Origin of the sequence: Amycolatopsis sp. NBC_01286 (genome assembly GCF_035982555.1) — a bacterium.
Lineage (GTDB): Bacteria > Actinomycetota > Actinomycetes > Mycobacteriales > Pseudonocardiaceae > Amycolatopsis.
This window is the reverse complement of record NZ_CP108428.1, coordinates 8,807,010-8,819,398: the sequence shown is the minus strand read 5'-3', so window position 1 is coordinate 8,819,398 and position 12,389 is coordinate 8,807,010. Positions and strand designations below refer to the sequence as shown.

Genomic DNA, 12,389 nt, shown 5'->3' with positions numbered 1-12,389 from the left:
ACGAACCGCGGCCAGACCCCTCGTCGGTGTCCTGGCGTCACGGTCGGGACGGGGTTACCGTCATCTGTGCTCGCGTCCAAACAGGACGAAATCCGGCACGCAGGACGACAGCTGAGAAGGAAAACTCATGACTGAGGCACCGACTGTAGGGCTGCTCGTGACGATGGAGGCCAAGCCGGGCCGGGAGGGCGACGTCGAGAAGTTCCTCGAGTCGGGCCGGGCGCTCGTCGACGAGGAGCCGGCGACCACCGCCTGGTTCGCGTTCCGTCTCGGTGACACGACGTTCGGGATCTACGACGTGTTCCCCGACGAGCCGGGACGCGAGGCACACCTGAACGGCAAGGTGGCCGAGGCCCTGATGGCCCAGGCGCCCGATCTCTTCGCCGGCACCCCCGACATCCGGAGGGTCGACGTCGTGGCCTCGAAACTGCCCTGACCGTCACTCGCCGGGCGCCCGGACGTACGTGGCGGACGAGGTCGTCCAGCAGCGTCACGGCCGGGACCCGACGTCCGGTAAGGGGGTCGATGCCCGGGCCGTGGATTCCGTAACGGATCTCCGGCGCTCGTGGCACGGGTCGCCGTGTGTGGGCGTCGCCGACGAGGAACTCCTCCTCGACGCCGACGGTCAGCGGCGAGATCCGTTCAGCGGACGGCGAGGTCATCGATCCCGGCCACGGCTTCGGTGCGTTGTACCAGTTCGGGATCCCCACCTTGAAACCCTTCGGCGCCGGCATCCACCAGGCGCAGGGACGTCCGGCCTGCTTCCCAGTGGGCAAGCAACGTCCGGCCGAACTCGGCCTCCACGGCCAGTCCGCACGCCGCGCCGAACAGGACATCGCCCGCGGCGGCCGGGTTCTCCCGGGCGAAGGAGCCGCACAGGTCGTGCGCGGCGATCTGCTCGTGGACCGCGTCGGCCTCGACGTGCTCGTCGTAGAACCGGGTCGCCGTCGGGTCCCCGCCGAGGCGGCGCAACCCGTTGCCGTAGCGGCGGTTCGGCAGCGACGACGTCATCTCGAACGCCGCCAGGTGCCCGAGGGTGGCGCCGAGCCAGCGGCGGTGGAACCCGAACAGGGACATCAGGTTGCTCACCGCGAGGGTCACGGCGGGTACGCGGTCGACGTAGGTGCCGTAGCCGTCGTCCAAGCCGAGGGCCCGCATCGTGGCGCGGAAGAGCTCGGAGTGCATCCGTTCGAGGCGGCCTTGGCCGTACTCGTCGGCCTGGATCTCGATCAGCGCGGCCTTCGCGGCACCGGACAGCCGGGGGATGGCCCAGCTGTGGGGGTCGGCTTCCTTGAGGTGGTACACCGATCGGTGGGTGACGAATTCGCGGAACTGCGCGTCGGACGCGCGGCGCTGCAGGAATTTCGCCAGCGGCGGCCCTTCGTCGGCGCGCACCAGATCGGCCAGTGCCCGCGGCACGGCGTCGGGCTCCACCGCGGTGGGCGTGACGAGGTCGCGGAGGCCGTTGACCCAGCGGTGTTCCAGCTGCCGGCGCAGTCCGGTGATCATCGGTGCGTGCTCCCAGCCGGCGTCGACGTCGTCGAAGCCGCGGTAGCTCAGTTCGTAGCAGAGATCCACAGGGTCAGCTGGAGGTCTTCGTCGTGCAGCACCGGAAGGCCGGTGGCGGCCGGGACCGGGCCGGCGGCCACGTCATCGGGCGCACAGCGGAGCCGGGCGGTGGCCGCGGAACTCATCGGCCCGCGGGGGCAGGGCAAGCGCATGAATCCTCCTGGAGTGCGGGAATCTCCGGGTACCCACCCGAACTGGCTTCACTCCACAGTCGACGCTCGAGGGTGAGAAACACGTGTTCGGCCCGGATCGGCGCGGCGGACGCCTACGCGGACGCGCAGACCTTGGTTCGCGGCATGGCGGGGCTGCCCGTGGAAGCGGATTCGCTCAGGGCCTGACAGATCGGCGGTCCGGGTCGAGTTCGTGCGCGCGGCGGGCGGAGTCGAGCACCAGCGGCAAGGTGTGGCCGGTGCGGAGCCGGTCGATGGCGAGGCCGTCGTCGCTTGAGGTCAGGTGGACGTCCGGGCGGTCACCGGGCTCCGACGGCTTCGCCGACCGTGCTGTGCAGGGTGAACAGGGAGCGCACGCCGGCCACGGTCAAGGGTGAGCCGACGGTCTGTTCCGAGCCGACCAGCCGCAGCCCGACGTCGACGCGGTGGAGCTCCGTCGCGATCTGCACGACGATCTGGAGGGCCACCGGGCCGAAGGTGGCCAGGTGGGTCAGGTCGAGGATCAGCAGGTCGAGGGCGTGTGCTCGCTGCCCGTCGATGACGGCCATCAGCTCGATCCCGGTCCGCGCGTGGAAAGGACCGCGTGGACGCAGCAGACGGGCTCCCGGCCTCAGGTGGTCCAGCGGCTCGACCTGCACGGACTCCGTCATCGACGGGCCCGGATCCATCACCTGCACGTTTCTCCCCGCGGTAGTTCTCCCAGCCGCTCCAGTGAAGTGCCCGGCACTGCTCCGGCACAGCCGATTCACGCGGCACACTGTCCGTTACCCGCGTTGGCGTGAGCGTGACGAGACGATTACTGTTCGGCTCGTGACGGGCTTGCCTCAAACGGAGCTGCTGCCCGGGCATCCGGTCGCTCGCGCGATGGACGTCGACGAAGCGCACGAAGCGGTGGCCCGGACGTACCTGCCTCATCGGATCGAAGTCCTGGACGGTGCGATCGACCTGGACATGCGGCTCAACGCGGTCCGGTTGGGCGCGGTGACCGCGGGCTACCTGCGCTACGGGAGCGCCGTCCGGCTCGGCACGGTCGACGCCGGCAACTACCACGTCAACATCCCGGTCACCGGGCGTAGCGAACAGCGCTGCGGTACGGGGGAACCGGTGTTCGCCGGACCCGGACGGGCCGCCGTGTTCGTGCCGGGTTATCCGGCCGACCTGCGGTGGGGAGCCGCGTGCGCCCAGCTCTGCCTCATGATCGACCGGCACGAGCTGGAACTGGAGCTGGAGCGCCAGCTCGGGCGGCCACCGGGCGAGCGGCTGCGCTTCGCCACCGCAATGGACCTGGACGCCCCGGCGGCGCGGTCGTGGCTCGAGGTGCTGGCTCTGCTGGAGCGTGAGGCGGACCGGCCGGGCGGGATCACGCACCACCCCGCGGCCGCCGCGCACCTGCAGAGCCTGGTGATCGCCGGTCTGCTCCTGGCCCAGCCGAACAACTACAGCGGCCACCTGCACGCGTCGGCGGCCCCGGTCCCGCCCCGGGCGTTACGCCGGGCCGTCGAGCTGATCGAGGACGAGCCGGGGCTGCCGTGGACTTCGAGCACGTTGGCCCGTGAAGTCTCGGTCAGCGTCCGCGCGCTGCAGGAAGGGTTCCAGCGCTGGTTCGAGCTGCCGCCGATGGCCTACCTGCGGGATGTCCGCCTGACCCGGGTGCACGACGAACTCACGACGGCCGACCCCGACGGCACGACGATCGCCGCGGTCGCCGCTCGCTGGGGTTTCCTGCACGCCGGCCGGTTCTCGGCCGCCTACCGCCGCAAGTTCGGCGTCCTGCCCTCGGAGACCTTGCACGGCCGTCACCCGGCGAGGGGGACGAACGGGGGCCTGTGAACGGCCGGAGCCGGCGAATCAAGGGCCCGCGGCGTGGACAATCAGCCGAGCACCGTGGATTCGTCGGCGGCCGCGGCGAACTCGGGCCACCGCTGGACCGCCTCGCCTGGTCGATGCGGTGCGCGCTGTCACCGGTCGCCGTCGAGCATCAGCCGGCCGCGTTCACCGAGTGCGCCCGGGGCGGCGGGGTCAGGAAAGTAGGTCTTGGGCTCGACCAGGCGGCCGGCCGCTGTGTCGACTCTCGGTGGGAGTTCGAGGTGACGCAGCGGACCGGACGCCGGGAACACCGCCGTACTCCTGGCCCGGGATGGGCTCCCGCACGCGGCGCTGGTCGTGGCCGGCACGGTCAAGCCGACGGAGACAAGCGGCGGAGTGACCGATCAGAGCTTGTAGAGCTGCTCCGCGTTGAGGTGCGCGATCTTCTCCCGGTCGGTCGGGCTCAGCGGTGCGGCAGCGAGAAACTCGGCCGTTTCCACGCAGTCGGACCACGGGTAGCAGCGACAGCAGGAGGATGGCGGCGAACACGCGGGTCGTGTCGAGCTGGTTGAGGTCGTCGAGGATCAGCCGGCCGAGGCCGGCGCCCGCCCCCACCCATTCGCTGGTCGTGGCACCGATGACCGACAGCGGGACGCGACCTTCATCCCGGTGAGCAGGTGCGGGAGCGCCGCGGGCAGGCCGAGTTTGGTGAACCGGCTCCAGCCGCTCCCGCCGAGCACCCGGAACAGCTGCTTGCGGCCGGGGTCCACCGACAGCAGCCCGTCGGCGGTGTCGACGGTGATCGGGAAGAAGCAGACGAGTGCGGTGATGAGCAGTTTGGGCAGCACGTCGAAGCCGAACCAGATGACCAGCAGCGGCGCGACGGCGATGGTCGGTACCGTCTTCCACGCGATCACCAGAGGCATCGCCGCCCGGCGGAACATGCGGGTAGTCCGGGACCTTCGCGAGGTCGACCACCAGCTTCCACAGCGCCAGCGCGACCACGGCGAGTGCCAGTGGCGCCAGCACACCCGTGCTCCGCAGGAGCACGCGGCGTCCGGTCCTCATCGGACCTCCGTCGCGACCGGGTCGGCGAGGTCGGCCCAGAGCGGCCTCAGCACTTCACCGAATACCTGAAGGTGCTGGCCAAGCGGATGGCGAGGTGCGCTCGCGCGCTCGCCGAAGCCAGGAAGTCCTCGACGAACGAACGACCGATCCGATGTCGAAGCGCGTGGTTCCCTGCTGACCGTGCACTGCGGTAAAGCCACGCTGGCGGTCGACGGACTGCGGGTCTTCTGCGCGGATGTCACCGAAGTCATGGCGCAGTGGGAGATCGCGCTGCGGCAGGACAAGCGACTGGTGACGGGATTGCTCGAGCGGATCGCCCTGACGCTCGTGGACGACGACCCCGAGGATCTTCTGGGCAAACGAGCCGCCGACGACGCCTTCTGGATCGAGATGGACCAGTTCATGGACGATCTCACGAAGCTTTTGGCGGGCAACGTCCCGGAGTAGGATCTGTGAATATCCGGACGCGCGGCGGAGCGGCTCCCGGTGTAGATCCGAACTCCGGCGACGGGTAACGACGTCGGCGACCGACAATCAGATCGGTGTACCGGCGATGGTGACTACTACGATGCAGATCACCTGCAACCGGTTCTGGCGCAAATAGCGGGTCCGGTGCACGCCGGCGGCGCTGCCCACGCGTCGAGGTCGTCCCAGGCGGTCAGTCGCCGGCCGCTGGTGAAGCGGCGGTGCGCGCCCGTCAGCGGGTCGTCGAAGTCGAGCACCTTCGCCAGCAGCTGCAACGGTTTGGTGAAGTCGTCGAGCGGGGTTTCGACCAGGTCGGGGTAGAAGTCGTCGCCGAGGATCGGGATGCCCAGGCCGCTGAGGTGCACGCGCAGCTGGTGCGTCCGGCCGGTCGACGGCGCGAGCCGGTAGCGGCCCAGGCCGTCGCGGTGCTCGAGCAGCTCGACGTACGTCTCGGCGTTCGGCTCGCCCGGCACCTCCCGCGCGGCGAGCACCCCGCGTTCCTTGAGGATCCGGCTCCGCACGGTCCGCGGCAGCTCCAGCGCGGGGTCGTACGGCGCGATCGCCTCGTACTCCTTGTGCACCTTGCGATCCCGGAAGAGCGTCTGGTATTTGCCGCGCATTTCCGGGGTGATCACGAACATCACGAGCCCGGCGGTGACGCGGTCCAGCCGGTGCGCGGGGGACAGGTGCGGCAGGTCGAGGTCGCGGCGCAGGCGCACGAGCGTCGTCTCGAGGACGTGCTTGCCGCGCGGGATGGTGGCCAGGAAGTGCGGCTTGTCGACGACCAGCAGGTGCTCGTCGCGGTGCACGACGTCGATGGTGAACGGCACCGGCACCTCGTCCGGCAGGTCGCGGTGGAACCAGATGAACGAGCCGGGCTCGAACGGCGTGTCCACGCCCAGCGGGCCGTCGAGGCCGTGGATGCGTTCTTCGCGCAGCATCTGCTCGATGCGGTCCGGCGTCTCCCGCGGCAGCCGGTCGACGAGGTGGGCCAGCAGCGTCGGCCACTCGCCCTCGGCGGGCAGTTTCAGCCGGGCGGGGTCGAGCCCGTGGCGGGGCGGGATCGGCGGCCGGAGCTTGCGTCTCATCGTGCCCCGACTGTAGCTAACCGTCCGTCGGGGTCCGGTAGCGCGCGATGTAGCGGGCGGTGGCCTCGGCGTTGGCGGCCGCGGCCGCCTCGGCGCGGGTGCGGCGGCCGGTGTCGTGCGGGAAGCCGTGCCGGCCGAGCCGGTGCTCGATGCTCTCCTCCATGTACGCGCAGGAGTAGAAGTACGCGACCAGCGCGGCCATCAGGACCAGCGAGAGCCGGAGCCCGAGCGGGCCGGGCAGCAGCAGCCAGACGAGGCACAGCGGCACGATGCCGATCGACCGCTGGAGCACGAACCGGGCCCGCCAGTGCTTCGACGTCGCGTCGTGCAGGACCCATTCGCCGTAGCGGTCCGGTAACCGGACGCCGACCGCGTAACCGAACCAGCGGAGCACACCAGGTCGTTCCATGAGACTCAGAGTACACTAATCGTTAGTGCACTAATCATTAGTGCGACCAGCGACACGGTAGGATCGGGGCATGATCGACCTGGGCGAGGACCCGCTGAAGCTCGACCGGCAGGTGTGTTTCGCGCTGTCGGTGGCGTCGCGCAGCGTGATCGCGATCTACCGCCCGTTGCTGGAGCCGCACGGCCTGACCCACCCGCAGTACCTGGTGCTGCTCGCGCTGTGGGAGCGGTCGCCGCGGTCGGTGAAGGACCTCGGCGCGTCGCTCCGCCACGAGCCGGCGACGCTGTCGCCGCTGCTCAAGCGCCTGGAGGCGCTCGGGTACGTCACGCGCGCCCGGAGCCGGTCCGACGAGCGCCGGCTGACGGTCGAGCTGACGGACCAGGGGCGCGCGCTGCGGGCCGAAGCCGAGAAGATCCCGTACCGCGTCGTCGAAAAGCTGGGCATGGACCTCGGTGAGCTGGAGGCGCTGCACGCGGCGCTGGGCCGGGTCATCGCCGCCACGGCCTGAGCTCCGGCGGAATGCCCCCGCCGTCCCGGAGCGTTGTCCTCTTCAGTCGAGCTAGGGGGCAGTTGTGCTGAAGATCAGGCTGGGCGTCGCACCGGCGCAGGGGTCCGGGCCCGCGGAGTTCGCCGGGCTGGCGGAGCGGCTGGAGGCGGCGGGCGTCGACTCGCTGTGGCTGTCGGAGCTGGTCTACTCACCGGAAGTCGACCCGATGATCGGCATGGCGCACGCGCTGGCGCGGACGTCGAAGCTGAAGGTCGGCACGGGCGTCGCGATCCTGCCCGGTCGCCACCCGGTCCTGGTCGCCAAGCAGCTGCTCACGCTGGCCGGCCTGGCGCCGAAGCGCGTGCTCCCGGTGTTCGGCCTGCGCCCGGCCCGCAAGGCCGAGCACGACCTGTTCCCGGTCCCGGAGGGCCGCCGCGCGGCGGTGTTCGACGAGTCCCTGACGCTGTTGCGACGGCTGCTCGACGAAGACGACGTGACGTTCGAGGGCGAGTTCTTCCAGGTCTCGGGCGTCACCCTCGGCCCGCGCCCGGCGAAGCCCCTGGACGTCTGGCTGGGCGGAACCGCCCCGGCGGCCCTGGCCCGGGCGGGCCGTCTGGCCGACGGCTGGCTGGGCAGCTTCCACACGCCGGCGGAGTCCCTCGCGGCCCGGCTGGCCATCCAGCAGGCGGCATCCGAAGCCGGACGGGAGATCGAAGAGGACCACTTCGGGTTGAGTCTGGCGGTGGCGGACCGCGGGCTCTCCCCGGAGCTGACCGCGGTGGCGACGCGCCGTCGTCCGGGAGTACCGGTGACGGACCTGATCGCGACCAGCTGGCCCGAGGCACGACGGCTGGTGGAGCAGCACATCGAATCGGGCCTGAGCAAGTTCGTGATCCGGCCGGGGCACGGGGATTTCGACGGGTTCCTGGAGAAGTTCCAGTCCGAACTGGTGCCGCTCCAGAACTAGAACTCCAGCTGCTCCGTCTTCCGCGGCATCAGCAGCAGGGCCACCACCGAAAGCGCCGCCACCACCAGCAGCCCGATGAACACGTAGTGCGTGGCGTCCGCCAGCGCTCCGCGGACGAACCGCGTCACCGGCGTGTCCTCGTGGCTGCCCAGCACCAGGCTTGTGGCGTCCACCGACGGCGGAAGCTTGCCCGCCACGTCCGCCGGCGGGTTCGCGAACCGCGAAGCCAATGTCGCGTTGGCGATCGCGCCGAACACCGCCGCGCCCACCGCGCTGCCCAGCGAGCGGCTGAACAGGTTCGTCCCCGTCACGACCCCGCGCCGGTCCCAGCCGACCACCGACTGGACCGCGACCAGTGTCGGGCTCGACGACAACCCCAGGCCGATGCCCAGGACGAACGCCGCGAACGCCGCCGCCCAGATCGACGACGACGCGTTCAGCATCGCCACCAGGACGCCGCCCGCGATGACGAACACGCTGCCGATCAACGCCGTGTCGCGGAAGCCGATCTTCAGGTAGATCTTGCCCGCCAGGGACGCCGACAGGGGCCAGCCGACCGTCAGCGCCGCCACCGCGAAGCCCGCCACCAGCGCGCCCGCGCCCAGGACGCCCTGGGCGTAGGTCGGCAGGTACGACGTCAGGCCCATCAGGACCGCGCCGACGACCACCGCGACCAGGTTGCCGCCCACCAGGACCCGCCGGGTGAACACCCACAGCGGCAGCACCGGCTCGGCGACGCGCTTCTCCACCAGCACGAACGCCACCAGCAGCAGCGCGCCGACCACGAAGATCGCCACGCTCGGCAGCGAGCCCCAGCCCCAGGCGACGCCGCCTTCGAGCAGGCCGAGGATCACCAGCGAACAGCCGACCGTGAGCAGCGCCGCGCCCGTGTAGTCGACCTTGTGCGCCTTGCGCTCGACCCGCTCGGCGAAGTTCCGGTGCAGCATCAGCGCGGCGATCGCGCCGAGCGGCAGGTTGATGAAGAAGATCCAGCGCCAGTCCAGGTACTCCGCGAAGACGCCGCCGAGCGTCGGCCCGACGACCGAGGCGACGCCCCACACGCTGGCGACGTAGCCCTGCACGCGCGCGCGCTCCTCCACCGTGTAGAGGTCGCCGATGACCGTCATCGACATCGGCTGGATCGCGCCGGCGCCGATGCCCTGCACCGCGCGGGCGGCGATCAGCACCGGCATGCTCCACGCGGCCCCGCACAGCACCGAGCCGACGAGGAACGCCGCAATCCCGAAGAACATCACCGGACGGCGGCCGAGCACGTCGGCGAACTTGCCGTAGAGCGGGACGGTGACCGCCTGGGTCAGCAGGTAGACCGAGAACAGCCACGGGAACTGCGAGAACCCGCCCAGGTCGCGCACCACCGAGGGCACCGCGGTCGCGATGATCGTGCTGTCCAGCGCGACCAGCGCCGTGCTGAGCATGACGGCGATCAGCACCGGGCCGCGTTCGGACCGGAAGCCGACCCCTTTCACGCTGGTGGGGGCCGGGGTCGTCATCGGTGGCGTGCTCCTCGGGGTGGCCATGACCGGAGTCAACTGCTTTGCAGTCCTAAGCATTCCATCGCGGTGGTCCGCACCCCAGCGAATTTCCGTCACAGTCCCCGGCGCGGAAGATGGGGGGATGAGCGACTGGATCCGGCCGATCGAGCAGGGATGGGTGGTCCGCGACGCGGTCCCCGGCCCCGACGTCGACGAGTTCGCCGAGCCCGACCAAGTGATCGCCGCGCTGGCCGCTCCCGGCGCCGCGGACACCTTGCTGGCCGTGCAGCACCCGGCCCGCACGCCCGCGGCGCTGGCCCACGGGCTCGACCAGACCGCGGCCGTTCCGATCGCCCGGGCCATGCTCGAACGGCTCCGCAAGCGCTACTACCGGCCGATGCGGCGGTTCGTCGCGCCGTACCGGATCGAGGGCCCGGACGGCGTCGCGTCCGGCCTGCTCTGCCTGGTCGACCCGGCCGCGGTGACCGACGACGGCACCGCGCGGGTGCGCCACACCGAGGACGTCTACCCGGACGTCGTCGCCGAGCGGGCCGCCGTGCTGGCCGGGCTGGGCTGCGCGACCAGCGCCGCGCTGCTCGTCCCGGCCACCGGCGGCGACCTGCTGACCGAGCAGGTCGAACGCGCCTGCGCCGGCCTCGGCCTGCCCGATCTGTCCACTTCGGACGCCGCGGGCCGCCGGCACGAGCTGTGGGCGGTGCCCGCCGGGCCGCTGCAGGACCGGCTGCTGGCCGCGGTCGCGGGCGCCGACCTGCTCGTCGCCGACGGCAACCACCGCGTGGCCGCGGCCGCGGCGGCCGGCCACGGCGCACTCCTCGCTCTGGTCACAGCGGGTCCGCAGCTGCGGATCGGCGCGATCAACCGGGTGCTGACGGGCACCGGTTTCGGCCCGGAGGAGCTGGTGTCGCGCTGGTGCGCGGCCGGCCTCGACGTCCGCTTCGACGACCACGCCGTCCCGGTGCCGGGCGAGGTCGTCGTCCACGCGGGGTCGGCGGTGCTGCGGGTCCCGCTGCCGAAACAGGCCTGGCCGGACCCGGTGATCGACCACGAGATCGTCGAGCGCGTCCTGTTCGCCGACGCGCTCGGCGTCGACCCGGACGGCCCCCACGTCCACCCGCTCCCGGCCGGCCGCCCGGCACCGCACGACGCGGACGCGGTGGTCCTGCTCGCCCCGGTGGCCTACGCCGACGTCCTGGCGGTGCACGCGGCGGGCCGCCGGATGCCCCGCAAGGCCACGTACTTCACACCGAAGCCCCGCAGCGGCCTGGTCCTGGCGGCGCTCTGACGCCGGGGTCGTGAGTGGTTAGGGCGGTTCTAACCGCCCTAACCACTCACGACCCGTCCCACCAGGCCAGGACGCGGGTCGCCGACAGGGTCAGCCACTTCGACGGCTCGCCCTCCGGGACGTCGGTTTCGAACCACACCCGGCCCGGGAGCCGGCGGCCCTGGAGCCACCTGCCGTCCGGCTGCCGGGCCGTGCGGATCAGCTCGATCGCCTCCGCCATGCGCGGGTCCGGGCGCGTGCCGTCCAGCCGGGACGCGAGGTGGAAGTACTCGGCCGCGTTGAGCACGTCGTAGTGCCAGCGGAAGGGGTGCGAAAAGCCGCTCACGTCCGGCAGCACCGGTTCGCCGGTCGACAGGCGGCGGAAGAGGCCGCGCTCCAGGAGGTATTCCTCGCCGCCGCGGCGGGCGGCGTGGGTCGCCGGTGAGCCGCCCGTCGCCGTTTCCCAGGCCAGCAGGCCCTTGAGCGAGTTGAGTGTCGAGTGGACGGACGAGCGCGTCGACCCTTCGACCCACTCGCAGTTCCAGCCGCCGTCCGGCTGGCGGTGCTCGACGAACCAGCCGGCGATCCCGGCGACGTCCGCGCCGAGCCAGAGGCCGTTCATGAGCGTCCACGCGTTGATGCAGCAGTCGACCTCGCCGCCCCAGTACGGCAGGTTTTCGTACTCCCACTGGGAGTTCTCCGCGAGCAGCTCGGCCGTCCCGCTCAGGGCCGCGGCGTCCACGCCCCACTCTCGCAGGTCGTTGAGGACCCACGTCGTCGCCGTCCAGGGCTGGCCGTCCGTCTTCATGCTCGCGAAATCGAAGTCCGCCGGGAAGAACGCGCCGCCGGCCCACTGGCCGTCCGGGTCCTGTTTCGCCAGCAGCCGTGCGCCGAAACCCTCGGTCGTCACGCGGGCGCGGGTGGCCTCCCAGACCGTCGGCGGCTCGCCCAGCAGGTCGCGCTCGACCTGCCAGCGCAGGGCCGGATCGGCGTCGCGCAGCCAGGCGAGCACGTCCATCAGACGCCCGTGACGCCGTCGATGGCCTCCCGGAGGAAGTCCGCGTGGCCGTTGTGCCGGGCGTACTCGTGCATCATGTGGAGCATCACCAGGCGCAGCGAGACGTCCTCGCCCCAGCGCACCTGGTATCCGGTGACGTCGAGGGACTCGGCGGCCTCTTCGATCTTGCGCGACTGCTCGACCTCGGCCTGCCAGGCTTCGAACGCCTCCGCGCGCGTCGAGGAGCTCGCGTCGTAGGCGGCCTGGAAGTCGCCGTCGGCCGAGTACCGCAGCGGGACGTCCTCGGCGTTGATCACCCGCCGGAACCAGGTGCGCTCGACCTCGGCCATGTGCTGGACGAGACCGAGCAGGGAAAGCGTCGAGGGTGGGCTCGAGGCGCGGCGAAGGTCCTCGTCGGACAGTCCGTCGCACTTCATGGCGAGGGTGGCGCGGTGGAAGTCGAGGAACGTGCGCAGCATTTCGCGCTCGCCCCCGATCGAGGGCGGTTCTGGGCGTTCGGTGGTCACGAGGACGTGTGTATCACGCCCGGCTGTGTCGTTTTTCAAAAGAAGTGTCGTACCCGTGATT

15 protein-coding genes are annotated in these 12,389 nt (G+C 71.2%); 6 read left to right on the top strand and 9 right to left on the bottom strand.

The genetic code is table 11. The features are described 5' to 3' along the window. The first annotated feature begins 127 nt into the window (after positions 1-127). Positions 128-436, top strand: coding sequence for a putative quinol monooxygenase (locus tag OG570_RS40265; RefSeq protein ID WP_326948681.1), 309 nt, complete (start codon positions 128-130; stop codon positions 434-436). 206 nt (positions 437-642) lie between these two features. Here OG570_RS40265 and OG570_RS40260 read toward each other — a convergent pair whose 3' ends face one another. The 3 genes from OG570_RS40260 to OG570_RS40250 form a co-directional block, all read right to left on the bottom strand. After that, entirely contained in the window at positions 643-1,578 is a 936-nt protein-coding gene (locus OG570_RS40260) for an iron-containing redox enzyme family protein (RefSeq protein ID WP_326954032.1), read from the bottom strand. Continuing rightward, positions 1,557-1,721 carry a hypothetical protein gene (locus OG570_RS40255; RefSeq protein ID WP_326954031.1) on the bottom strand — a complete coding sequence of 55 codons (165 nt, stop codon included), beginning with the start codon at positions 1,719-1,721 and terminating at the stop codon, positions 1,557-1,559. The genes OG570_RS40260 and OG570_RS40255 overlap by 22 nt, the downstream gene beginning before the upstream one ends. Positions 1,722-2,038: 317 nt before the next feature. Continuing rightward, complete coding sequence (locus OG570_RS40250; RefSeq protein WP_326954030.1) at positions 2,039-2,407, bottom strand: STAS domain-containing protein; 369 nt, start codon at positions 2,405-2,407, stop codon at positions 2,039-2,041. 142 nt (positions 2,408-2,549) lie between these two features. Here OG570_RS40250 and OG570_RS40245 point away from each other — a divergent pair, with 142 nt between their 5' ends. After that, complete coding sequence (locus OG570_RS40245; protein ID WP_326954029.1) at positions 2,550-3,569, top strand: AraC family transcriptional regulator; 1,020 nt, start codon at positions 2,550-2,552, stop codon at positions 3,567-3,569. A 560-nt stretch (positions 3,570-4,129) separates the two neighbouring features. Here OG570_RS40245 and OG570_RS40240 read toward each other — a convergent pair. Then, positions 4,130-4,489 carry an ABC transporter permease gene (locus OG570_RS40240; protein ID WP_326954028.1) on the bottom strand — a complete coding sequence of 120 codons (360 nt, stop codon included), beginning with the start codon at positions 4,487-4,489 and terminating at the stop codon, positions 4,130-4,132. A gap of 304 nt (positions 4,490-4,793) precedes the next feature. On the opposite strand from OG570_RS40240, the gene OG570_RS40235 reads away from it, so the two are divergent. Then, on the top strand, positions 4,794-5,060 hold the full coding sequence (locus tag OG570_RS40235; RefSeq protein WP_326954027.1) for a hypothetical protein: 267 nt from the start codon (positions 4,794-4,796) through the stop codon (positions 5,058-5,060). Positions 5,061-5,188: 128 nt separating this feature from the next. Here the strand turns inward: OG570_RS40235 and OG570_RS40230 are convergent, their stop codons facing one another. Together OG570_RS40230 and OG570_RS40225 are read right to left on the bottom strand one after the other, a co-directional pair. Then, on the bottom strand, positions 5,189-6,166 hold the full coding sequence (locus tag OG570_RS40230) for an RluA family pseudouridine synthase (protein WP_326954026.1): 978 nt from the start codon (positions 6,164-6,166) through the stop codon (positions 5,189-5,191). A gap of 16 nt (positions 6,167-6,182) precedes the next feature. Then, on the bottom strand, positions 6,183-6,575 hold the full coding sequence (locus tag OG570_RS40225; protein WP_326954025.1) for a DUF5313 family protein: 393 nt from the start codon (positions 6,573-6,575) through the stop codon (positions 6,183-6,185). A 70-nt stretch (positions 6,576-6,645) separates the two neighbouring features. Between OG570_RS40225 and OG570_RS40220 the strand changes: the two genes are divergently transcribed. Together OG570_RS40220 and OG570_RS40215 are read left to right on the top strand one after the other, a co-directional pair. After that, positions 6,646-7,083: a MarR family winged helix-turn-helix transcriptional regulator gene (locus OG570_RS40220; RefSeq protein ID WP_326948768.1), complete on the top strand. Its 438-nt coding sequence runs from the start codon at positions 6,646-6,648 to the stop codon at positions 7,081-7,083. A gap of 64 nt (positions 7,084-7,147) precedes the next feature. Beyond that, on the top strand, positions 7,148-8,029 hold the full coding sequence (locus tag OG570_RS40215; RefSeq protein ID WP_326954024.1) for a TIGR03854 family LLM class F420-dependent oxidoreductase: 882 nt from the start codon (positions 7,148-7,150) through the stop codon (positions 8,027-8,029). Here OG570_RS40215 and OG570_RS40210 read toward each other — a convergent pair. Further along, positions 8,026-9,540: an MDR family MFS transporter gene (locus tag OG570_RS40210; protein ID WP_247050929.1), complete on the bottom strand. Its 1,515-nt coding sequence runs from the start codon at positions 9,538-9,540 to the stop codon at positions 8,026-8,028. The two genes, OG570_RS40215 and OG570_RS40210, sit on opposite strands and share 4 nt — an antisense overlap. Before the next feature lie 124 nt (positions 9,541-9,664). On the opposite strand from OG570_RS40210, the gene OG570_RS40205 reads away from it, so the two are divergent. Next, the gene (locus OG570_RS40205) at positions 9,665-10,825 is read left to right on the top strand and encodes a DUF1015 family protein (protein ID WP_326948771.1); all 1,161 of its coding nucleotides are present in this window, start codon (positions 9,665-9,667) and stop codon (positions 10,823-10,825) included. Positions 10,826-10,871: 46 nt separating this feature from the next. On the opposite strand, the gene OG570_RS40200 is transcribed toward OG570_RS40205, so the two are convergent. Further along, the gene (locus tag OG570_RS40200; RefSeq protein ID WP_326954023.1) at positions 10,872-11,822 is read right to left on the bottom strand and encodes a squalene cyclase; all 951 of its coding nucleotides are present in this window, start codon (positions 11,820-11,822) and stop codon (positions 10,872-10,874) included. Next, positions 11,822-12,328, bottom strand: coding sequence for a DinB family protein (locus OG570_RS40195; protein WP_326948773.1), 507 nt, complete (start codon positions 12,326-12,328; stop codon positions 11,822-11,824). Before OG570_RS40195 ends, OG570_RS40200 begins: the two co-directional genes overlap by 1 nt. Positions 12,329-12,389 lie beyond the last annotated feature (61 nt).

Excerpts from the sequence above, each read along its gene's own strand:
- OG570_RS40200 (WP_326954023.1), bottom strand. The coding sequence starts at position 11,822 with ATGGACGTGCTCGCCTGGCTGCGCGACGCCGATCCGGCCCTGCGCTGG.
- OG570_RS40230 (WP_326954026.1), bottom strand. The coding sequence starts at position 6,166 with ATGAGACGCAAGCTCCGGCCGCCGATCCCGCCCCGCCACGGGCTCGAC.
- OG570_RS40210 (WP_247050929.1), bottom strand. The coding sequence starts at position 9,540 with ATGACGACCCCGGCCCCCACCAGCGTGAAAGGGGTCGGCTTCCGGTCC.
- OG570_RS40220 (WP_326948768.1), top strand. The coding sequence starts at position 6,646 with ATGATCGACCTGGGCGAGGACCCGCTGAAGCTCGACCGGCAGGTGTGT.
- OG570_RS40240 (WP_326954028.1), bottom strand. The coding sequence starts at position 4,489 with ATGTTCCGCCGGGCGGCGATGCCTCTGGTGATCGCGTGGAAGACGGTA.
- OG570_RS40225 (WP_326954025.1), bottom strand. The coding sequence starts at position 6,575 with ATGGAACGACCTGGTGTGCTCCGCTGGTTCGGTTACGCGGTCGGCGTC.
- OG570_RS40205 (WP_326948771.1), top strand. The coding sequence starts at position 9,665 with ATGAGCGACTGGATCCGGCCGATCGAGCAGGGATGGGTGGTCCGCGAC.
- OG570_RS40255 (WP_326954031.1), bottom strand. The coding sequence starts at position 1,721 with ATGCGCTTGCCCTGCCCCCGCGGGCCGATGAGTTCCGCGGCCACCGCC.
- OG570_RS40250 (WP_326954030.1), bottom strand. The coding sequence starts at position 2,407 with ATGGATCCGGGCCCGTCGATGACGGAGTCCGTGCAGGTCGAGCCGCTG.
- OG570_RS40265 (WP_326948681.1), top strand. The coding sequence starts at position 128 with ATGACTGAGGCACCGACTGTAGGGCTGCTCGTGACGATGGAGGCCAAG.